At 55.4% G+C, this 21,637-nt stretch carries 18 protein-coding genes and 1 pseudogene; 12 read left to right on the top strand and 7 right to left on the bottom strand.

Features of this window, described 5'->3' with window-relative positions; translation table 11 throughout:
• Positions 1-25: 25 nt before the first annotated feature.
• The 4 genes from SYN8016DRAFT_RS00450 (at position 26) to SYN8016DRAFT_RS00435 (ending at position 4,358) form a co-directional block, all read left to right on the top strand.
• The gene (locus SYN8016DRAFT_RS00450; RefSeq protein ID WP_006852236.1) at positions 26-1,342 is read left to right on the top strand and encodes a homoserine dehydrogenase; all 1,317 of its coding nucleotides are present in this window, start codon (positions 26-28) and stop codon (positions 1,340-1,342) included.
• A gap of 113 nt (positions 1,343-1,455) precedes the next feature.
• Positions 1,456-1,701, top strand: coding sequence for a hypothetical protein (locus tag SYN8016DRAFT_RS00445; RefSeq protein ID WP_006852235.1), 246 nt, complete (start codon positions 1,456-1,458; stop codon positions 1,699-1,701).
• 54 nt (positions 1,702-1,755) lie between these two features.
• The gene (locus tag SYN8016DRAFT_RS00440) at positions 1,756-3,339 is read left to right on the top strand and encodes an ABC transporter substrate-binding protein (protein ID WP_006852234.1); all 1,584 of its coding nucleotides are present in this window, start codon (positions 1,756-1,758) and stop codon (positions 3,337-3,339) included.
• The gene (locus SYN8016DRAFT_RS00435; protein WP_006852233.1) at positions 3,339-4,358 is read left to right on the top strand and encodes an ABC transporter permease; all 1,020 of its coding nucleotides are present in this window, start codon (positions 3,339-3,341) and stop codon (positions 4,356-4,358) included. Before SYN8016DRAFT_RS00440 ends, SYN8016DRAFT_RS00435 begins: the two co-directional genes overlap by 1 nt.
• Here the strand turns inward: SYN8016DRAFT_RS00435 and SYN8016DRAFT_RS00430 are convergent.
• The gene (locus SYN8016DRAFT_RS00430; RefSeq protein WP_006852232.1) at positions 4,352-5,998 is read right to left on the bottom strand and encodes an alpha/beta hydrolase; all 1,647 of its coding nucleotides are present in this window, start codon (positions 5,996-5,998) and stop codon (positions 4,352-4,354) included. The genes SYN8016DRAFT_RS00435 and SYN8016DRAFT_RS00430 overlap by 7 nt on opposite strands.
• Positions 5,999-6,009: 11 nt before the next feature.
• Here SYN8016DRAFT_RS00430 and SYN8016DRAFT_RS00425 point away from each other — a divergent pair, with 11 nt between their 5' ends.
• From SYN8016DRAFT_RS00425 to SYN8016DRAFT_RS00415, 3 genes are read left to right on the top strand one after another with little or no spacing between them, the layout of a single operon-like run.
• Positions 6,010-7,281, top strand: a complete 1,272-nt coding sequence (locus SYN8016DRAFT_RS00425; protein WP_006852231.1) for an MFS transporter — start codon at positions 6,010-6,012, stop codon at positions 7,279-7,281.
• The gene (locus SYN8016DRAFT_RS00420; protein ID WP_006852230.1) at positions 7,247-7,927 is read left to right on the top strand and encodes a Coq4 family protein; all 681 of its coding nucleotides are present in this window, start codon (positions 7,247-7,249) and stop codon (positions 7,925-7,927) included. Before SYN8016DRAFT_RS00425 ends, SYN8016DRAFT_RS00420 begins: the two co-directional genes overlap by 35 nt.
• Positions 7,928-7,931: 4 nt before the next feature.
• Positions 7,932-8,300 (top strand): hypothetical protein, encoded by a 369-nt coding sequence (locus SYN8016DRAFT_RS00415; protein ID WP_141561297.1) that lies wholly within the window; start codon positions 7,932-7,934, stop codon positions 8,298-8,300.
• A gap of 317 nt (positions 8,301-8,617) precedes the next feature.
• On the opposite strand, the gene SYN8016DRAFT_RS00410 is transcribed toward SYN8016DRAFT_RS00415, so the two are convergent.
• Positions 8,618-9,013, bottom strand: a complete 396-nt coding sequence (locus SYN8016DRAFT_RS00410; RefSeq protein ID WP_141561296.1) for a hypothetical protein — start codon at positions 9,011-9,013, stop codon at positions 8,618-8,620.
• Between the two features lie 142 nt (positions 9,014-9,155).
• On the opposite strand from SYN8016DRAFT_RS00410, the gene SYN8016DRAFT_RS14315 reads away from it, so the two are divergent.
• On the top strand, positions 9,156-9,812 hold the full coding sequence (locus tag SYN8016DRAFT_RS14315; protein WP_006852227.1) for an outer membrane protein: 657 nt from the start codon (positions 9,156-9,158) through the stop codon (positions 9,810-9,812).
• Between the two features lie 57 nt (positions 9,813-9,869).
• Here the strand turns inward: SYN8016DRAFT_RS14315 and SYN8016DRAFT_RS00405 are convergent.
• Positions 9,870-10,439, bottom strand: a pseudogene (locus SYN8016DRAFT_RS00405) (transposase); the annotation flags it as partial.
• Between the two features lie 211 nt (positions 10,440-10,650).
• A complete protein-coding gene (ychF, locus tag SYN8016DRAFT_RS00400) occupies positions 10,651-11,742 on the bottom strand; it encodes a redox-regulated ATPase YchF (protein WP_006852225.1) in 1,092 nt (363 codons plus the stop codon).
• Positions 11,743-11,910: 168 nt separating this feature from the next.
• Between ychF and SYN8016DRAFT_RS00395 the strand changes: the two genes are divergently transcribed.
• Both SYN8016DRAFT_RS00395 and polA read left to right on the top strand, forming a co-directional pair.
• Complete coding sequence (locus SYN8016DRAFT_RS00395; RefSeq protein ID WP_006852224.1) at positions 11,911-13,086, top strand: efflux RND transporter periplasmic adaptor subunit; 1,176 nt, start codon at positions 11,911-11,913, stop codon at positions 13,084-13,086.
• A gap of 24 nt (positions 13,087-13,110) precedes the next feature.
• Positions 13,111-16,131 (top strand): DNA polymerase I, encoded by a 3,021-nt coding sequence (gene polA, locus SYN8016DRAFT_RS00390; protein WP_006852223.1) that lies wholly within the window; start codon positions 13,111-13,113, stop codon positions 16,129-16,131.
• 24 nt (positions 16,132-16,155) lie between these two features.
• On the opposite strand, the gene SYN8016DRAFT_RS00385 is transcribed toward polA, so the two are convergent.
• The gene (locus tag SYN8016DRAFT_RS00385; RefSeq protein WP_256364590.1) at positions 16,156-17,376 is read right to left on the bottom strand and encodes an MFS transporter; all 1,221 of its coding nucleotides are present in this window, start codon (positions 17,374-17,376) and stop codon (positions 16,156-16,158) included.
• Positions 17,377-18,010: 634 nt separating this feature from the next.
• Here SYN8016DRAFT_RS00385 and cysS point away from each other — a divergent pair.
• Positions 18,011-19,507 carry a cysteine--tRNA ligase gene (cysS, locus tag SYN8016DRAFT_RS00375; protein ID WP_006852219.1) on the top strand — a complete coding sequence of 499 codons (1,497 nt, stop codon included), beginning with the start codon at positions 18,011-18,013 and terminating at the stop codon, positions 19,505-19,507.
• On the opposite strand, the gene SYN8016DRAFT_RS00370 is transcribed toward cysS, so the two are convergent.
• Positions 19,504-19,743, bottom strand: a complete 240-nt coding sequence (locus SYN8016DRAFT_RS00370) for a hypothetical protein (protein WP_006852218.1) — start codon at positions 19,741-19,743, stop codon at positions 19,504-19,506. The two genes, cysS and SYN8016DRAFT_RS00370, sit on opposite strands and share 4 nt — an antisense overlap.
• Positions 19,744-19,809: 66 nt before the next feature.
• Between SYN8016DRAFT_RS00370 and SYN8016DRAFT_RS00365 the strand changes: the two genes are divergently transcribed.
• A complete protein-coding gene (locus SYN8016DRAFT_RS00365) occupies positions 19,810-20,229 on the top strand; it encodes a DUF2721 domain-containing protein (RefSeq protein ID WP_006852217.1) in 420 nt (139 codons plus the stop codon).
• 32 nt (positions 20,230-20,261) lie between these two features.
• On the opposite strand, the gene SYN8016DRAFT_RS00360 is transcribed toward SYN8016DRAFT_RS00365, so the two are convergent.
• Complete coding sequence (locus SYN8016DRAFT_RS00360) at positions 20,262-21,599, bottom strand: sodium-dependent transporter (protein ID WP_038013551.1); 1,338 nt, start codon at positions 21,597-21,599, stop codon at positions 20,262-20,264.
• Positions 21,600-21,637: the final 38 nt, after the last annotated feature.

Raw genomic sequence — 21,637 nt, 5'->3', positions numbered from 1 at the left:
TAGCGACGCAAACGGAACCTGTTCAATGTCCACCCGGATCGGAATCGGCCTTCTCGGTCTCGGCACTGTGGGTGCCGGAGTGGCAAGCATTCTCCAGACACCAGAGGGAAGACATCCCCTGATTGCTGATCTGGACCTGGTTCGGGTTGCGGTGAGAGACCAGAACCGCCCACGGCCGATCGCCCTGGAGGCAAGCCTTCTCACCACCTCTCCAGAAGCCGTCATCGACGACCCTGGCGTGGACGTGGTGGTGGAGGTGATGGGAGGCATCGAACCTGCGCGCACGCTGATCATGCGCGCGATCTCAGCCGGCAAGTCGGTTGTCACCGCCAACAAATCTGTGATCGCCAGGCATGGCGAAGAAATTGCAGCCGCCGCTGCGGCCGCGGGTGTTTATGTGCTGATTGAGGCTGCTGTTGGCGGCGGGATCCCGATCATCGAGCCGCTCAAGCAATCGCTCGGCAGCAACCGCATTCAGCGCGTGAGTGGAATCATCAACGGCACCACCAATTACATCCTGAGCCGCATGGCTGACGAGGGTGCGGATTACAACGCGGTCCTGGGCGAGGCCCAGGAGCTGGGTTACGCCGAAGCCGACCCAGCCGCAGACGTTGAAGGGCTCGATGCCGCCGACAAGATCGCCATTCTTTCTGGGCTCGCCTTCGGGGGACCGATCGATCGCAACAGCATCCCCACGGCAGGCATCAGCACCCTGCAAAGCAGGGATGTGGATTACGCCACGCAATTGGGCTACGGCGTGAAACTGCTCGCGGTCGCCGAACGCATGGATCCTGAACCGAGCAATCCCACATCCATGCCCCTATCGGTGAGCGTGCAACCCACCCTGGTCCCCAAAGACCATCCCCTGGCGGGGGTGAATGGCGTGAATAACGCGATTTTGGTGGAGGGAGATCCGATCGGGAGAGTGATGTTCTACGGGCCTGGCGCTGGCTCAGGGCCCACCGCCTCAGCCGTGGTCGCTGACATCCTCAACATTGCGGGCATCCGCCAACTCAATCCGGCCCAAGGCAATCTGGATCCCCTGCTCGCAGCCTCTAGCTGGCGGCGATGCCACCTGGTGAACACGGAGCGGACCAGCCAACGCAATTATGTGCGTTTCAAAACAGAAAATGCTCCCGGCGTGATCGGGCAAATCGGCAGCTGCTTCGGCGACCACAACGTCTCCATTCAATCGATCGTTCAGCTCGAAGCCAGTGACGCGGGAGCTGAAATCGTTGTGATCACCCAGGTTGTTGGCAACGGGCAAATGAGTGCCGCACTCCAAGCGATTCATGCACTTCCCGAGGTTCTGAGCCTGGATGCCCACCTCGGCTGTCTTTGAGCAGGCCCACACATCCGCAACGTCGGGTGGCAGCAGGTCCCCGGCGTAGGGCAGAGTTGTAAGAAGTATCACAGAGCAAATCTGCATTTGCAGATCTGTGCTCTCGAACGTTCATGTCGAACGAACTGACCCTGGCTAACGGATCACACTGCGATCAGCAGAAATCTCGTTCCGCCATGACGCTGCATCAAGGGGACTGCATCAAACTGCGCTCTGGGGAAGGCCCCTTTCAGGTGATCGGGATTGACGACGACCACGACCGTTGCTGGATCCGCCAATGGCCGCTCGAGCCCGATGGATCTCCTGTATTCGAGGTGGCCCTTGAACAGATTTCCAGCGCGATCTCCGAGAGCGATTGACGACAAATCGTGCCTAGAGGGCGTTGAATAGCCATTGCATTGACGAACCGCTGCGTGACTGATCGCCGTCGCTTCAGCCTTCAGGCCAGCGTGTTGATCGGATTGGCCCTTGCTTTGAGCCAAAGCGCTTGTCAGCCCAAACGCCAAAGCGACCGGCTAACGGTTGCCAGCGCCGGGCGCATTGGCTCCCTCGATCCTGCTCTGGCAAGCACCACAGGGGTGCTTCAGGTGCTCAGTGCTCTCGGCGACACGCTCTACATCCGAGGCACAAGCGGGGAGCTTCAGCCCCAATTGGCCGCATCCATGCCTGTGCTCGGTGAGGACAGACTCAGCCTGACGATCCCTTTGCGCCGGGATGTGCTCTTCCACGACGGCAGTCGCTTTGATGCAAAGGCGATGGCTTTCAGCCTGAATCGCTTCCTACGCATCGGCTCGCAGCGTTATTTGCTGAGTAATCGCATCGCAGCGATTGAAACCCCCTCCCCCTTCGAGATCCGCCTGCGCCTCAAGGAGCCCTCCAGCTCGATCGAAAGCCTGCTCACATCCCCATATCTCACCCCCGTCTCTCCCAAGGCCTACGCCGACCATGCCGATCGATTCTTGAATGATCGTTTTGTCGGGACGGGCCCATACATTCTCAACAGCTTTCGCAACACCCAACAGCGTCTTCTCCCGTTCCGCCATTACTGGGGCAAACCGCCGAACAATGTGGGACTCGACCTCATCAACCTCAGCAATTCCACAGCACTGTTTGGAGCCCTCGTCAGCGGAGAGGTGGATGTGTTGCTGTCGAACTCCATTGATGAAGATCAGAAACGAGCCTTAAGCCAACGGGCTGAAAAGCAGCTTCTGCGCGAGAGCAAAGGCCCCGCCATGAACATCACGTTCGTGGCCCTGCGCAGCAATAGCCCGCCGATGCAACGTCAAATCGTGCGTCGGGCACTCGCCCATAGCTTGGATCGCCGGCTGATCAGCACCCGGGTCAGCTACACCCAGAGAGAGCCATTGCGCTCACTGATTCCACCCAGTTTGCGGGGAGGCAGAACCGAACCCTGGCCCACCTACAACCTGGCCACAGCGCGCACGTTGTTTCAACAAGCCGGGTACTGCACAGGTCGTCGTCTGCAAGTGCCGTTCACGTTCCGTACCAACGTGCCCTCCGATCGCTTAATGGCCCTCACCTGGCAAGCTCAGCTGAAACGCGATCTGCCCGATTGCGTGCAAATGACCCTCAACGGAGTGGAGTCGACCACCGTCTACAAACAGCTGAGCGAAGGATCATTCGAGGCGGTGATCCTCGACTGGAGTGGCTCCTATCCAGACCCTGAGGCCTACCTCTCCCCATTGCTGAGTTGCAGCAGCGGGAAAGGCAACATCTGTGAGGCGGGGGAAGCCGTGGATGGCGGCACGTTCTGGACGGCACCAAAGCTGCAAAAAGCCCTGCGCCTTAGCGACATGCTGCAGGGCCGTCCGCGGCTCAAGGAGCTAGCCACCGTGGATGCCATGGCCGCAGAAGGGACGCCCTACATCCCGGTCTGGTTTGTGGCTCCCAAAGCCTGGTCTCAGCTTCGTTTAAACCCTCCCACCTTTAATGGCAGCGGACTCGTGAATCTGGCCCAACTGGGAGAGCGACGCTGATGGCACGGGGAAGGGAGCTTTTTCGCTATTGCGCAACGCGACTTGCGCTTGCTCCACTCATGCTTTGGCTGATTGCCAGCCTGGTGTTTCTGCTCTTACGCGTCGCCCCTGGAGACCCGGTGGATGCGGTGCTGGGCAGCAGGGCTCCAGAGGCCGCAAAGGCCGCCCTACGCGCCAGCCTCGGACTGGATCAATCGCTGTGGCATCAATATTCCAATTTTCTCGGCGGACTGGTGCATGGCGATTTGGGCGTTGCCCTGGTGAACAACGAGTCGGTGCGCTCGATTATCAGCAAAACGCTTCCCGCAAGCCTGGAATTGGGCATCACCGCCTTGATCATCTCGGCCGTTCTGGGCTTGGGCGTGGGGTTTAGCGGAATTGCCCGCCCCGAGGGGAAATTTGACCTTGCAGGCCGCTTCTACGGAATTGGCACCTACGCGTTACCACCTTTTTGGGCAGCGATGCTGATCCAACTTGTGTTTGCGGTCATGCTCGGCTGGCTGCCCGTAGGCGGCAGATTTCCTCCCAGCTTGATCCCCCCAGAGGGCAGCGGTTTTCTGATCTTTGACAGCCTGGTCAGCGGCAATTGGTCTGCCCTCCAAGGCACGATTCGACACCTCGTATTGCCCGCATGCACCTTGGGCCTCCTCCTCAGCGGGGTGTTCACCAACGCGCTACGCCTCAATCTGAATCGAACCCTGAAATCGGATTATGTGGAATCGGCGCGGAGCCGTGGACTAAGCGAAACCCAAGTCGTACTCCGCCATGCCCTGCCCAATGCGCTGTTGCCCGTGCTCACCATTGCAGGCATCACGGTGGCATCGCTCATTGGTGGAGCTCTGCTGATTGAAGTGACCTTCTCCTGGCCCGGGATTGCGATGCGCCTTCAAGAAAGCATCAACCAACGCGACTATCCGGTGGTCCAAGGCATCGTTGTGGCCATCGCCGCCCTCGTCGTGATGGTGAGCGTGGCGGTTGATCTCTTGGTAGCGGTGCTCGATCCGCGTATCCGTTACTGATGCACCAGGGCTGATGCCGCTTCGCGATCGAGCCGATGCAAGTGAAGCTCTCCAAGCTTCAAATGCAGGGTCTTGGCCTTGAAGCGCTGAGCACCCTTGCGCTGTTCTTGCTCCTCCAAGAATTGGACGACTTCTTGCTCCAAAAGCGCCTGCACTTGGAGCGGCTGAACACCCACCAGATCTTCTCCCAGCTGAAAGAGATCCTCACCCTGTCCCCCTTGCCTCTGCCCCTCAACGCGCACGGGAGAGAAATGGCTTGCACCCTCCACAAGCACCACCCGGCTCGAGGGGTCGGCCGGCATCGCCAACAACAAGCCCAACTGTTCGCTGATCGGTGGCGTGATCAGATCGAGGGTGCCACCAGTGAACAAGACAGGCACGTTGACGGTTTTGGAAAGGGAGTCCGCAGGCCAGAGCAAGCTGCCAAAACTGTTGAAGCCGATCACAGCCGACAACGCAGGGGGTGCCACCTGCTGTGGCAAAGACACATCCACCAATTGACACTGCAAGAGCCGCGACAAGTTGCTGAGCGGCAAGTCACCCAACGCTGACGAGCAACGACGCGCAAGACCTGGAGCCGGCCTGGCACCTGTTGAAAGCAGCGCACTAAAGGCACCCAGGGAGTGGCCAGCGAGGACCAAACGTTCACCGGGAACCCGAAACACCCCCTGATCGCGGGCCTTGAGCAAGGCATCAAGATCCTGAAGCCGTTCGGGAAGCACCTCCGCCCCTGGAGGGGGAAGACGCCCTTCTAAGAGGGCCTGGACCGCTTCGTCATCGCTGCCAGGGTGATCTGGCACCAAGACGGCCCAACCGCGACGACTAAGGCCGCGACCAAGCCAGCGAAAATGATCTGGGCTGCCGCCTAATCCAGGCATCAGCACCAGCCACTGCTCACGCTTTGGGGCCCCCTCCACAGGCAACCAAAGCTGAAATTCCAATGGCTCCTCGCGATGGCTCACCGCCAAGGACATCAAGCGCGGTTCCAATAACGGATCGAAATCTTGGCTGGAGGCCCCGAAACGATCAGAAGCTGAGGCCGTCACGGGGAAGCGATCCAGGCGGCGCACCAGGTTTTGTTGACGCTCAAGTTGTATCCGCCAACTGGATGCCAGCTCGAGCAAGAGATCAAGATCAAGACGAACGCTTTCGGCAGGCAAGGCCTCAAGCAAATCCAGGCTGGAGACCTGCTGCTGTCGGGTTAAAAGTTCGTTGATCGTTTGACGAACGATCACCCCCTCCGTGTCATCGTCCACCCGCACTAAATCCGACACTTGATCCAACAATTGCCGGCCAGCCCAGCTGTTCAACAGCTGACGAGCCATGCTGCGATCAAGGATCACAGGAGCCTGCAGCAGCTCCAAAACTCCTGCGCGACTCTCGGGCTCTAACAGCGAAAACCAAGTACTGAGCTCGGAACGGTGGCGTCCATCAGAGCGGGCCCATTTCGCTAAATCGCCAATGGAGAAGGGAATCACCGTGCCATCGATCTGCACTTCCAGCTGAGAAGCAGCCCACAACGGACGCGGTGAGACGCCAAAAAACAGCAGACTGCACACACAACTTGCAGCTAATCGCAGTCCTGTTGAGCGTCTTCGCAAGGCCAAGACCAGTTCACTGGTGGAACCAGTTTCCCGCACCTTTGCAAGAAGTGGCGTTTATTCGCCTGCTCGCTTCGTTTGGAGCGGGTGGTGTCATCTATCTGACACCGATCGTGTTTCACCAGGCGAGCTTTACGGCAGTGCAAGTGAGCCAAGGATTGGCGGCCTCTGCCTTGATCGGCACGGTGGCAAGGCTGTTGAGTGGCGTCTTGCTGGACCGCGGTCTGACCTGCTCATGGCCAGTCCGAGCCGCTGCCCTGCTCGCCTTAATGGCGGATTTGGTGCTGTTTCAAGCCACAGGCTTCAACGGCTACCTCGTTGGACAGTTGCTGATCGGGGTGGCGGCCGGCCTCTATTTCCCAGCGATTGAATTGGCCGTTCCCTTGAGCTGCAGCGGTTTCAATTCCAGCCGTGGATACGCTCTGGCTCGCAGCGCTGACGCCTTAGGCGTTGCCGCTGGCGCCTTATTGGGTGCGGTGTTGACCGCCATGGACATGATCCGGATGGTTTACGCGGTGGAAGCTGCGGCCGTGCTGAGCATGCTGGTGGTGTTGTTGCTCACGCCCCTGCCGGACGGACGGGCGGCGCTGCTGCATCCCAGCACCGCAGCAAGCAACAACCATGAATTGAATCCTGAAGCGGAAGCCAAATCGGCCCCAGAAGCTGATTGGCGTTGGCTTCTGCCCCTGATTCCAGTGCTGATTGTGAGCGTGATCGCCACTGGAATCGTTTCATTGATGCAGAGCGCCCTTCCCCTCGACATGGTTCGAGGGGGGCTTGCCCGCGCTCCACTCAGCGAAGCCTCCAGCGGCGGCTTTATCGCTTGGCAGCTTCTTCTGTTGATGGTGCTTCAGTGGCCCATCGGCAACTGGGTGGCAAAGCGCAGTCTGCGTTTTGGCTTAGGAATGGGCTTGCTTGGCTTCATCACAGGCTGCCTTTTACTGGCTGGATCAGCGCTTTGGGCCGGAGGCAGCAGCCTGATTGCGCTTGCGATGGTTCCGATCGCCTTTGGTGAGGCTGCTTTTTTACCAACGGCAGCAGAAGCCATGGTGGAAGAGACACCCCTGCAACATCGCGGTTTAGCCATGGCCCTGTTCTCTCAATGCTTTGCAATCAGTGCCATCGCAGCGCCTCTCCTCGCGGGTGCCCTTCTAGACCAACAGGGTCATGGTTTGGTGCTTTGGTTGTTGATGGCTGGCACCTGTTTGTTAGTGGTCCCACTATTGAAGGCGGTCCGCCCCCGCTACAAGCCAAATTTGAGTGGAAGCCCCATCGAAGAAGCACTAGATGCCACGAACCAGAGAACTGCTGCGCTCCATTAAAAATTTGCGCATCCTGCGCGAGATTGCATCCACCGAGGGAGGGCTCCATGGAGTGGGAGACCTCATCGACAACTTCCTCGACAGTGAAGCGATGCAGGTTTCCATCGCACGTTTTAAGGCGTTGCCGGGCGGTGCCGAGATGATGGAGCAACGCTTCCCAGCCTTTCAACCAAACATTGAGACGCTGGAGTTGCTTCCGGAAGGAACACTGGGGCGGGCCTATGCGGGAATGATTCGCCGCTTGAATTACGACGCCGACTTTTTCCGACCCCGAGACACCAGCACAGAAGCGCTCTGGCTCACCCAACGCATCGCCACCACCCATGACATTCATCACGTGATCGCCGGGCTCAACACCCAAGCGCAGGGGGAATCAGCCGTGTTAGCGATCACCGCCACTCAAATTGGCTTCCCCGCCTACGTGCTTCTCAATCTTTTGGCCAGTTTTAAGGCCTTCCGGTTTCAACCAGCAGAACACGAAGCGATTAGTCGAGCCATTGCACACGGACAGCGCGTCGGCCTACAGGCCAAGCCCCTCGTGTTGCAGCGTTGGGAGGAAGGCTGGGAGAAACCATTGAGCGAATGGAGGGAGGACCTCGCCATCCCGATGGCCACAGGCGAGACTTTCAACTCGAACTACGCGTAAGCCGATGATGCCCCGCAGACATTTGCTCTGGATCAGCCTTGGTTGGATGCTGAGTCAATCGATTCTTTGGAGTGGGGCACACGCCCAGACGGCCCAAACGTCTGTGCAAGACATGCGCCGAGGACTCGTGGGGCAATCGGCTTACGCAGCCTGCAAAGTGATCCACGCTGACTACAGCCAAGAGCGTGCTGATCTCATCGTGGAAGCAGCGATTAAAAATAATAACTGGGAGTCGCAAAAGGACTGGCTAAAATCTTCCCAAGCCGCTCAAACCATCCAGCTGGTGAGTGAAGCCATGAACAAAGAATGCACAGACTTCAATCAAGACAGCGATCAATTTGTTCCAGCGATGAAGGCGATTGAGGCTCTTTGAGAAACAACTCAAACAACTCAAACAACTCAAACAACTCAAACAACTCTATTGCAGATAAAACTTATCTGATAATTTAATCCCAAAAAAATTCGCTTCCTTTTTGGCACATGGTGTTGGACCCTTTATACGGCAGCAAAACACATAGAGCATTTCAATCACCACCCGCTTGAACACTCAACCCTAAAAGCTTGAAACAAACAAGATCAATGATCCGCATTAAAAGCAAAAGCAATATTATCGATAGAAGCAAAAGTGTATTGCGGCAACAGAATTTAATTCAATAACACCAATGAGAGCACATGCATGAGTCGCTTTGATTAGTCATTCAATTCAAGAAATGCAGTGCTTGATCTGTATGTTGCATCATGAATCTCCTCTGCTAGCCGCTTAATAGCAATAAGCGTTTTGCTATCCGTATCAGCCTGCTGCTCAGCAATTTTACTTTGAATATTCTGCCCAACAATGATGATTGGAAGCAGTACAAGCTGGAGAAAAGTCTGTGCCCCCCAGGAGACGATCTTCAAAGGGTCTTGCGAAGCCAATGCTTCAGGCAAAGAAATGAATGCAAGCAAGCAAAATGCATAAGCGCACCACATCGTGCCAACTTTCTCTGTAACCCAAAGAGCGATCCGCTTATTGACAGTCCTTAGTCCCATTGGCTTGTTTGGTGAATGCTCAATAAATCCTAAGTGGTAATTGACTCCTTTAGACATTTCAAGCTTCTCTGTCTAAAGATATAGCCCCACCACAAGCGGGGTTTGCTGCCTACGGAATAGCAACAATGCTGAAACTGCCTACTGCAGCTTTCAACAGCAACACAAGCGAGTCATCCTTTCGGTATCTAATTCAACCTCCATGCTGCGCCGCCTTTCCCTAGGGCTGTTGGCTTCTGCCATCTCTATCACTTCCCTGCCTGTCATTGCTCAAGAGGACAGGGATGATTATCCCAAGCTATATATAACTGGAGCAGCTGGAGCCAATAATCCGACGACCCGAACAAATACAGGAAAGGTAGGAACTTTTGAGGAATATACAAATCCTGGAGCATCTGCAGAGCTAGGATTTGGGATTGATTTTGAAGGTTTAAGAATCGAGGCGACTTACGCTATTGATGCAAGTCAATTACGTGGCTACACTAATGTTCGAGGAATTGATTTTGACTATATTTCAGGTGGAGAAGTTCGAAAGCAATCAGCTTTCATTAGCGGATACTGGGATCTGCTGCGCAAGAAGTCCTGGACGCCATATCTTGGTACTGGAATAGGATATTCAAACTTAGACGTAAGAAATTTTTCTGATCCAGGCCTCTCTTATAACGCATTCAATCGATCTCTCTGGGGCTATCAATTTAAAGCTGGCATGTCTGTAGATGTTTCATCAGACTCTAAAATATTCGCTGAAGGAATTTACAGGGCAACCTCACATTTTAACACTAAAGATGGATTTAACAATTGGAATAATGCTTCTTGGAGTAGCTGGGGAGGTCAACTAGGAGTTCGAGTTGCACTCTAAATTTCACTACTTGCTTGAATTATATTGAAAAACCTTAGTTCGTATCATGGTGACCTAGGAGCTGCCTTTGCTTTTGTGCCGGCAGTACTGGCAGAACCGTGCATATCGCCTGGAGCAACCCTTAAGGCTTGATGCCAATTGCAGAAAGCTTGGACGCAACTCACTGATGCCATCACATTCCAATCTTCCGTAATGCCCGTAATTGGAATAGGGGTCATAAAACCCTTTCCTGATTCCTGCTGCCTTTAGATCGGCGTGGATATAACGCAATGTATTCAGCACTCGCCTGTGATCTTTTGGAGCAATGGCAGTGGCGTAATACCTGGCTTACCAAAAATGCCCGCAACGTCCAGAAAGGCGATTCAAAGCCATGGCTGAATACCTGCCAACCCAATGCATCAGCTTTGGCAATTCATTTGCATCATCAGGACGCAGAAGCAGATGCAGGTGATTTGCCATCAGGCACACCGCATACAACCTATGGGGCACCTTTTGCTTGGCTTTAGAGAGCACAGCTAAAAGCAAATCACGCCGCAATCCTTTGGCAATCAAAAACTGACGGCTATTGCATCTGAGCATGATGTGAAAGGAATGACCTGCTGGAAGCTTGCGTTGACTACGTCCCAGACACTAACCTCTACACACAGAATCAAACTAGCCATTCACCATTCGACAGAACAAGAATGGCTCATCACACAAAAAAAAGTGACTCATTCCCAAAAATATTCAAGCACTTGAACATCAACCATTATTGAAAAAACGTTCACAAGAAAAGGAAATTATAATTTACCATTTCTATTGCTTTAAAAGATGCCAAATTAAAATGTAAACACAATGATTAAACATTAAACAAAAACTCCATCACATCACCCTCGGCCACCAAATAGTCCTTCCCTTCACTACGCAACCATCCCTTATTTCGAGCTTCAGGAAGTGAGCCAGCCTCCAGCAACTTCTCCCAACCGATGGTTTGTGCACGGATGAATCCACGCTCAAAATCAGTGTGAATCACTCCTGCCGTTTGTGGTGCGGTCATCCCGGCCCGGAATGTCCAAGCCCGCGTTTCCTTTTCACCAGTGGTGAAGTAAGTCCGCAAGCCTAATAATCGATAGGTGGCACGAATGAGACTGCGCAAGCCTCCTTCACTCACGCCAAGGCCTTCCAGATAATCAGCACATTCTTCTTCGCCCAACTCCACCAACTCGGCCTCCACCTGCGCTGAAATGCGCACAGACTCAGCCCCTTCTTTCTCTGCAAGGGCTGCGACTTCCTCGCAGTAGCCATTGCCCGCAGCCAGGTCGTCTTCGCTCACATTGGTGGCATAAATGATTGGCTTGGCAGTGAGCAGTCCAAGCGGCTTGATCATCAAAGCTTCTTCATCCGTTAGCTCAACGCTGCGTGCGGCGCCTCCGGCTTCGAGCACCTCTTGAATGCGTGCAAGAGCCTCGTCTTCCACCTGCGCTTCTTTGCTCGTACGCATTTGCTTCTTCAACCGCTCACGCCGCTTCTCGATCTGAGAGAGATCGGCCAAGCCAAGCTCAAGATTGATCACCTCGGCATCGCGCGCAGGTCCCACCGATCCAGACACGTGAATGACGTCGTCGTCTTCAAAGCAACGCACCACATGAACAATCGCGTCGACCTCACGAATATTTGACAGAAACTTATTTCCCAAGCCTTCGCCCTGACTGGCACCCTTCACCAAACCGGCGATGTCCACGAACTCCATTCGTGTAGGGATGATCTCTTTGCTCTGACTGAGGTCAGAGAGCTTCTGGAGGCGATCATCTGGGACCGCCACCGTGCCCACATTCGGCTCAATCGTGCAAAACGGAAAGTTCGCAGCTTGCGCCTGCGCGTTGGCCACGAGGGCATTGAACAAGGTGGATTTGCCGACATTGGGCAACCCGACGATTCCAGCTTTAAGCATGTGGGCAAATCTATCCACCAGCCCTCAACAGCCTCTAAAGCCGCAAACCCCAACAAGCACACGCCTACGCTTCTTATACGTGACTGATCCGTGCAAATTTCCAGTTCCCGCGTCGTTTCACCAGGACACAAGCGAGACTGTGTGTGAAGTTCTGATACAGGCGGTGTCATGGTCAGCCAACAACGGCAAACCCCGGTACTCGCCAAGGACCATGACTTGACCTCTCTTACACGCCTCAGCAGCAATCGACGACGACGCAAACGCTTGCTGATTGCTGGCGTGGCCGCAGCACTTTTGGGCGGCGGAAGTTTGATTTGGACGCTGAACAGCAATCGCAGCGGAGGCCGTGACCTCTCCGACTACACCGTTGAAGCCACCCGTGGATCGCTTCCCGGTGTGATCACTGCGAGCGGCGAGTTGGAGGCGATTCGCCGGGTCAACGTGAGTCCAAGACGTCAGGGTTTGCTCGAAGCCTTGCTCGTTGACGAAGGAGACCGCGTGGAGAAAGGGCAGGTGGTTGCCCGCATGGACCGCGGAGACTTTCAAGACCGAATGGATGAGCTCAAGGCCTTGGAACGTCAAGCCAAAGCCGATTATGAAGCCAAAACCGCCGACTATCTGCGCCGTCGCAAGCTGTTTAGCAGTGGTGCGATTAGCGAGGCCGATCGCGATGACTTTCAAGCCAGCTATCTGATCAGCAAAGCCAACTTTGAAGCAGCCCAAGAAAGAGTCCAACAACGGGATGTGGAGGGTGGCGAACTCTTGATCAGGGCCCCTTTCAGCGGAGTGATCACTGAGCGCTATGCCGAACCCGGCTCCTTCGTGACGCCCACCACCGCAGCATCCTCCTCAGCGGGAGCGACCAGCTCATCGATCGTTGAGCTCTCCCAGGGCCTGGAGGTGACCGCAAAAGTGCCCGAAAGTGATATCGGCAGGATCAAAATCGGCCAGGTTGCCAGCGTGCGGGTTGATGCCTTTCCCGATCAAAGCTTTGCCGCTGAAGTGCGCGACATCGCCCCGCGTGCCGAGAAAACCAACAATGTGATCTCTTTTGAGGTGGAACTCACCCTTCTCGATCCGCCTCCCATCCTGCGCATCGGCATGACCGCGGACGTGAATTTTCAAACCGGTCGCACCGCAGCGAGCACCCTGGTCCCAACCGTGGCGATCGTGACCGAAGACGGCAAACCGGGCGTTTTGCTGGTGGGCAAAAATGATCAACCCACCTTCCAGTCCATCGAACTTGGATCCAGTGGTGGCAGCCAGAGTGCGATTCTCTCCGGAGTGAAACCGGGAACCCGGGTGTTCATCGACTTGCCGCCCTGGGCTAAACAGCGCGACTAATCCAGCCCACCCCCGCCGAAACCCATGAGCCCCACCTCCGATCAACCCCTGCTCCTGCTGGTGGACGGACACTCACTGGCGTTCCGCAGTTTTTACGCCTTTAGCAAGGGCGGGGAGGGCGGACTGAGCACCAAAGACGGAACGCCAACGAGCGTGACCTATGGGTTTCTAAAGGCCTTACTCGACAACTGCAAAGGGCTGAAACCCAACAGTGTGACGATCGCCTTCGATACGGCTGAACCCACCTTCCGCCATAAAGCCGACCCCAACTACAAGGCCCATCGCGACGTCGCCCCGGATCACTTCTTCCAAGACCTTGAGCAGCTCCAAGACATTCTGAAGACGCAGCTCCAGCTGCCCCTCTGCCTGGCGCCGGGTTTTGAAGCCGACGATGTGCTCGGCACCTTGGCCAACCGCGCAGCCGCAGAGGGATGGAGTGTGCGCATTCTCAGCGGCGATCGCGACCTCTTCCAACTGGTGGACGACAGTCGCAACATCGCTGTCCTTTATATGGGTGGCGGTCCCTACGCCAAGAGCAGTGGCCCCACCTTGATCGATGAAGCCGGCGTCCAAGCCAAGCTCGGCGTGGCTCCCACCAAGGTGGTGGATCTCAAGGCTCTTACCGGAGATAGCTCCGACAACATCCCTGGCGTGAAGGGCGTGGGTCCGAAAACAGCGATCAGCCTGCTGAAAGACAACAACGATCTTGATGGGGTGTATCGGACCCTGGCCGAGGTGGAAGAGGAGGGCCCCAAAGCGAGCCGAGGCGCGATTAAAGGGGCGCTGAAAGGCAAGCTTGCCAACGACAAAGACAATGCCTACCTGTCGAGGCACCTGGCGGAAATCCTGGTGGACATTCCCCTGCCGGAGGAGCCCAAACTGGAGCTGGGCAGCGTGGACGGTGATGGCCTTAGTCAGCGTCTTGAAGAGTTGGAGCTGAACAGCCTGATCCGCCAGGTCCCCAACTTTGTCGCCACCTTTTCCAGTGGTGGATTGGCTGCCAATGCCCACCTGCTCGCCACCGCGGAAGAGCCACGCACCATCAAGTCCAAGACCAAAACAACAGAGGGGACCGAAGCAAGGTCCGAAACGAGATCAGAAGCGAGATCAGAAGCGTCATCAGAAGCGACATCCGCCGCAGATTCCAGCCAAACCCAACCGGTCTTACAGCCAGACGTCATTCAAACCCTGGATCAACTCAAGGCCCTGCTCACGCAGTTAATGAACTGCCGCGATCCACTGGCCCCCGTGGCCCTCGACACCGAAACCACCGATCTCAATCCCTTCCGAGCTCAGCTCGTGGGCATTGGCGTTTGCTGGGGAGCGAACCCTGGCGATCTGGCCTACATCCCGGTGAGTCATCAAGGCGATCCCATCCCAGAGCAACTGCCACTAGAAACGGTGCTGCAAGCGTTTGCGCCTTGGCTTGCCAGTGGTGAGCACCCCAAAGCCCTTCAGAACGCCAAATACGACCGGCTGATTCTGTTGCGACACGGCCTACCCCTGGCCGGCGTTGTCATGGACACGCTGCTGGCTGATTACCTCAGGGATGCGGCAGCAAAACATGGCCTGGATGTGATGGCCCAGCGGGATTACGGAATTCATCCCACCCTGTTCAGCGATCTGGTGGGAAAAGCCAAGGACGGCAAGGCCAGCAATTTCTCCGAGGTGCCCCTCGAACAAGCCGCTCAGTACTGCGGCATGGATGTGCATCTCACCCGCAAACTCGCCATCGATCTCAAGCAACAACTGGAGGCATTAGGCCCCCAGCTTCCCGAATTGCTCAGCAAGGTGGAGTTGCCCCTTGAGCCGGTCTTGGCCGTGATGGAGGCCACGGGGATTCGCATTGATGTGCCCTATCTCAAAGCGCTCTCCTCCGAAATCGGAGCCAACCTGGAACGACTTGAGGCAAGCGCAAAAGAGGCTGCTGGGCTTGACTTCAACCTGGCATCCCCCAAGCAACTCGGCGACTTGCTGTTCAACACCCTCGGGCTGGACCGCAAAAAATCGCGACGCACCAAAACCGGCTACAGCACCGATGCCACGGTGCTTGAAAAACTCGAACAAGATCACCCCGTGGTGCCCCTGGTGCTTGAGCACCGAGTGCTGAGCAAATTAAAGAGCACCTATGTGGATGCGCTGCCCCAACTGGTGGAAGCAGAAACCGGACGGGTCCATACCGACTTCAACCAAGCGGTCACGGCGACAGGTCGGCTCAGCAGCAGCAACCCCAATCTGCAAAACATCCCTGTACGCACTGAATTTTCGAGGCGAATCCGCAAGGCCTTTTTGCCCCAAGAGGGCTGGCAACTGCTCAGTGCCGACTATTCGCAAATCGAACTGCGCATTCTCACGCACCTATCCGGAGAAGAAGTGCTGCTCCAGGCTTACCGCGACGGAGACGATGTCCACGCTCTCACCGCTCGCTTGCTCCTCGACAAAGACGAGGTGTCGGCCGATGAACGACGTTTGGGCAAAACCATCAACTTCGGCGTGATTTACGGCATGGGCGCCCAACGCTTTGCACGCGAAACAGGGGTCAGCCAAAGCGAAGCCAAAGACTTTTTGAGCAAATACAAAGAGCGCTATCCCAAGGTGTTTGCGTACCTTGAATTGCAGGAACGTCTCGCCCTCAGTCAGGGCTACGTGGAAACCCTTTTGGGGCGCAGGCGACCGTTTCACTTCGATCGCAATGGTCTCGGCCGCCTCAAGGGAATGGATCCCCTCGAGATCAATTTGGAGGTGGCGCGACGCGGCGGGATGGAAGCACAGCAACTGCGCGCCGCGGCCAATGCTCCAATCCAGGGCTCGAGTGCCGACATCATCAAATTGGCGATGGTGCAGCTTCAAGCAGAACTTGAAAGCAAAAACCTGCCAGCCAGACTTCTTCTACAAGTGCATGATGAACTGGTGCTCGAAACGGAACCCGAGGGACTTGCCGTAGTTCAGGAGCTCGTGGTGGAAACTATGAAAAACGCCATCCATCTATCTGTTCCTTTGGACGTGGAAACAGGAAGCGGAGCAAACTGGATGGAATGCAAATAATTGACGATCAACCTTGGCCAACCGTTATGACATCACCTTATTTAAGTAAGGGGAATTTTTCCAATTCGCTGCCAAGGCAATGATGGCCACTCCACCGCAGACTATTGAAAATTGAAACGGTGCTTGTGGTCCACTCGAAGCAATCAATTGACCGCCAAAGAAGGAAACGATTGCGGCAGCGAGGGTAAAGAGTGATGTGGCAAAACCCATAACCCAGCCCTGCTCTTCTTTGGAAACAGACTCAGAAAAGCCTGTCAACATTGTTGGATAGCCAATACCATGCAAGACCCCTGAAGGCAGCATGATTGCCAAGGCCAGGGGCCCAGAGGCAACGAACAAGAATGCCGTCACACAACCACAAAACAACACGGTGCAGCTCGCCATAATCGTCCGTTTTGAAAACCGTGCATTCAAAGGTTCAACGAGGAGGCTGCTGGAACCAATCAAGCCAATTCCCATCAAGAACATTCCAATACTGGAGCCTGTCGCTCCATAACCAAACCGTGTAGATAGGTTGGCCGACACAAACACATAGAGGCCTAAGACGCACAACATATAGGGAAAGAAAGCCGTTGAAACGCATCGAACAGACTCTCGATTAAGGGCATCCGCTAATAACTTGAACACCACCAATGGATTGACATCCATCGGACTGGCCTCCGTCTTGGCATCTTCAAAACCAAAGAAGACAAGCATCAATCCCACAAAACACAACAAGCCACCAATCAGAAATGGCAAATGTGAGGATGCCAGGCCACCAAGAAGATCCTTATCGGAGAAGAGTCCTCCAATAATGGGGCCCACCACAAGACCAAAACTCATACCAACCGTTGTCAGTCCTAAATTACGTGCACTTTCTCGATCACTTTTAGCAAGATCAATCATCGCTGCAGCAGCAATCGGTTGAGCTCCAGCAGTGAAGCCAGTCACCCCCCGAGAGACCACCAAAAGAGTGTAATTATGTGAAATCAGCGCCACCGCTGCAATTGCATAACCGGCAATGGCACCAATCAAACAAATCAGGATTCCCGTCTTACGACCAATGCTGTCTGACAGCCTTGAAACATAAATCGATCCAAAAAACCAGGTCAGAAAGAATGTTCCAATCGCTATTCCATAGAGAAGAGCACCCTGTGACTGCGAAACACCAGCTGGAAGAAAGCCAGCATTGGGCTGCATCAACAAAGCAGCAAAAATGGGGAAGGCAAGACCTTGACCCATCACATCAACAAAACAAGTAAACATCAAAGCGAAAATCGCCAGTGACATCAAATATCCTCTCTAACAAATTAATTTTCAAACAAAAGCTAGCAACCAGATAATTCATTGCAATGCCAATGCAAGTCACCGACACAAACCGTTGCCACAATCCAGGGTTGCAAGAGCAGCATGCAAGCAGCCCGCAACCAGCATTGATCCCTCAGGCTTAGCAACATTGGCTTGATCAAACCAACATTGTTTCCACAGAAATACACAACAGGCGTGCGCAATATGGCCTCAATCAGCATCATTTTAAGCCTTGGATTCAAACCTTATACTTAAGGCTTAGATCCACCATCAGCATCCCCTGCCTATCCTCGATTGCCAACAACAACGTCGTATCGATCGCATCGCTGGGCCTATGGCCAACTTCCATGCATCTCATCTGCCAATCAATGTCGAGATATCGGTTTTCACAACGCAGCCTCTAAAACGAATGTTTCTATGATTTCAATAACAATGCATTGAAGTGTTGAGGAGTTGAGCGCAAACCACGCTCGGTTTTTCCGTCCAACGCAAAAAGAAGGGGCAACACCTGCTCGGATCTACCATCCATCCAAGGTTTTTGAACTGCGCAGTCAGGCATGAACCGTGATTTGATCCCCCCTTTTTGAGCCTGATGTCTTCCCTGCGGTTTACCAACACCATCACCCGCCGCACGGAACCCTTTCTCCCACTGAAGCCAGGAGAGGTCAGCATTTATTGCTGTGGGGTCACGGTCTATGACCTCTGCCATCTCGGACATGCCCGCAGCTACATCAACTGGGATGTCTTACGTCGCTATTTGATCTGGCGCGGCTACGCGGTGACGTTCGTTCAAAACTTCACCGACATTGACGACAAAATCCTCAAGCGCGCTGCTGAAGAGTCCTCATCAATGGATGAGGTGAGCGAGCGCAACATCGCAGCCTTCCATCAAGACATGGATGCTCTTGGGATCTTGCGCCCCGACCGCATGCCCCGTGCCACCCGTTGTCTGGACAGCATCCGTGGCTTAATCGCAGAGCTTGAAGCCAAAGGGGCGGCCTACTCAGCCGATGGCGATGTCTATTTCGCCGTGATGAAGCACGCGGGATATGGGAAGCTCAGCGGCCGAGACCTCAGTGAGCAGCAGGAGAATGCTGCGGGTCGCGTCGCCGATGCGGAAGAAGCACGAAAGCGACACCCCTTTGATTTTGCCCTTTGGAAACGGGCGAAAACGGATGAACCCAGCTTTCCATCCCCTTGGGGTGAGGGTCGCCCTGGCTGGCACATCGAATGTTCGGCGATGGTGCGTGAAGAACTGGGCGACACCATCGATATCCATCTCGGCGGAGCCGATTTGGTGTTCCCCCATCACGAAAATGAAATTGCCCAGTCGGAAGCGGCCACGGGATCCGAACTCGCTCGGGTTTGGCTGCACAACGGCATGGTGAATGTGGGGGGAGAAAAGATGAGCAAATCCCTGGGCAACTTCACCACCATTCGCGCACTTTTAGACAGCGGCCTCTCGGCGATGGCCCTGCGTCTGTTTGTTTTGCAGGCCCACTACCGCAAGCCTCTGGACTTCACCCCGGAAGCGCTGGAGGCAGCAACCACTGGATGGAAGGGGTTGAATTCCGCCCTCAAATTGGGCGAAACCCATGCTGCCGCTTTGGGATGGAGCGATCAGGTGCCCTTGAGCGGGGAAGCGGTTCGCGCTGAACTGAGCGCCGATGGCCCCTTTGAAGCCTTCAAGCAACGGTTCATCGCCGCTATGGACGATGACCTCAACAGCTCCGGCGCCCTGGCCGTGCTGTTTGATCTCGCCCGTCCGCTGAGGGGCTTAACCAACCGCCTCGATCGCGGCGACCAGCCTGACCAGCCAGCCAGCGAACTCAACGAACTGCACGCGCGCTGGATGGTGTTGCGCGAACTGGCCGGCGTGCTTGGTTTACGCAGCGAAACCGATCAATCCCCACCCTCTGAACACGGCCAAGTGGATGCTCAGGCGATTGAACTGGCCATTGCCAATCGCAAAGCAGCGAAACAGGCCAAGAACTATCAAGAAGCCGATCGCATCCGCCAGGCCCTCAGCGACCAAGGCATTGAGCTAATCGACAAGCCTGGTGGACTCACCGATTGGAAAACGATCTAGCGCTCCTTTCCAGCCATCATGGCTTCAATTTTGCGGATCCTTTCCATGGTGGTGATCCAGACCTCCAAACGGAAGTTTTGATCGCCAAGATCAGGGTCACTGGGATCGGCAGCTTCAATACGGGCCTTGAGGCCATTCACCATGGCCTCGATATCCTCCTTGGCCTCGAATGCATCCCAAAGCTCCCGCTCCAACCGAGCCCGCTCAATAAAGTTCCAACGTTTAAGCCACAACATCGAACTGCGTCCACAGAGGCTCCTGTCTACCGGATTGCTGACACCACCTAACGGACTCACCCGCCCTTGGAATTCACAAACTTGCATCCTGAAAGCCTGTCCAAGGCCATTCAGCTCTCGGTGTCGCCGGTGTTTTTGCTCGCTGGAATCGGGGCCCTGCTCAATGTGCTGTCCACCAGGCTCGCCCGCGTTGCTGATCACTCACGCCGACTGAGCGAATCAGATGCCAGAGCAGATGATATTGATCGCAAGCATTGCAAGCGGCGAATGCAACATATTCTTCGCGCAATCTGGCTACTCACCTGCGCCACCCTCCTCCTTTCCATCGTGGTTTCAGCGATGTTTATGAGTGTGATCACGCAAGTGAACCTCACCGCAATCGTTGCACCTCTTTTCATCACCACGATGGGGATGTTGATGTTGGCCTCAGTTTCATTCCTCCTGGAGGTTCGCTTGGCAAGCGAATTCGTGCAGAGAAAGTTTTAAAACCTGAGCAGCATGCTTTCTGCTACCTGCCATCAAGCCGCTGGAAACCATTGACGCCATAAATCAACAACGCTGATGACTAAGCCAGCCGTGATTACAACAGGAGATACCCAGCGCAGGAAAAACAACATCAAGCGGATTAAGCCCCCTGATGTTTTTGATGTCTGAAGATCATCCCGAAACCGTTTCGGAACCACCCAGCCCATCAGCAGCGCTAACAACAGTCCTCCCAAGATCAACAACACTCCCCCAAAGATCGAATCCATCGCTTCCAACACCGGAATCGACATCGCCGCTGGCAGGCCGGCAATAAAAATCAGCAAGGCCATCAACCATGCCGATCGCCTGCGGGACCAGCCCAAGCGGTCCATCAAGGACGCCACAGGGACCTCCAGCAAGGACACCGAGGAGGTAATCGCCGCGAGATAGGCCAGTGAGAAGAAGAGCACGGCCACCAGGCGCCCTGCCGACCCAAGGGAAGCAAGTCCGGTGGGAATCGCCAAAAACAAAGCCCCAACCGTGGACTCACTCACCGTTTCCTGCAGACCGAAGCTGATCACCACAGGGAAGGTGATCAGTCCAGCCAACAGACCCACGGCCGTATCCAAACCCACCACCGCGATCGCTTCCCTCGGCAGACGGGCACTGCTTTTCAGATAGGCCGAATAGGCAAGGATGCAACCGATGCCCGTCCCGATCGAGAAAAAGGCCTGGGTAAAGGCATTGCGAATCGTGGTGGGGTTGAGCAGCTGCGTTGAATCCCAACGCAACAGAAAGGTTTGGTATCCGCCAACAGCTCCAGAGAGGGTGGTGGCCCATAGGGCCAAGCCCACCAACAACACAAACAACAGAGGCAGGGCCCAACGCGATAAACGCTCGATTCCGCCCTGCACCCCAGCAGCCACCACCGCAGCGGTTAAAGCAAGACTGCCCCCTTGGCCAAGCAGTGCGCTATTCCCCTTGCTCACCGAAGCAAACAACGATTTCGCTGTCTCCATATCGGCTGGCAACCCCACCCATAGAGCATGGACGAGGGTGTGGCCCGTCCACCCCATCAACACCGCGTAGAACGCCAAAATTCCGCAGGAGGCGATCAAGAACAGCCACCCCATCGGCCGCCAAGCGTCTCCCGCCGCCGCCACAGGAGCGAGCAAGGGACTTTGGGCCGTACTTCGCCCCAGCACCATCTCCGCGATCAGCACGGGCAGGCACACCAACAACACAATCAGCACGTACAGCAGCAGGAAGGCGCCCCCACCTCCCTGGGAGGCGCGATAGGCAAAGCCCCAAAGGTTGCCTAAGCCCACAGCGCTCCCCGCCGCGGCGAACACAAATCCCAATCCGGACCGCCAGTGCTCCTTCAGCGCCATCAGCCCGAGTCCATCCGTAATGGTGCGAAGTTTGCCAG

Source organism: Synechococcus sp. WH 8016 (assembly GCF_000230675.1).
Taxonomy (GTDB): Bacteria; Cyanobacteriota; Cyanobacteriia; order PCC-6307; family Cyanobiaceae; genus Synechococcus_C.
The sequence above is the reverse complement of the archived record's forward strand: the minus strand, read 5'-3'. Positions and strand labels throughout refer to the sequence as shown.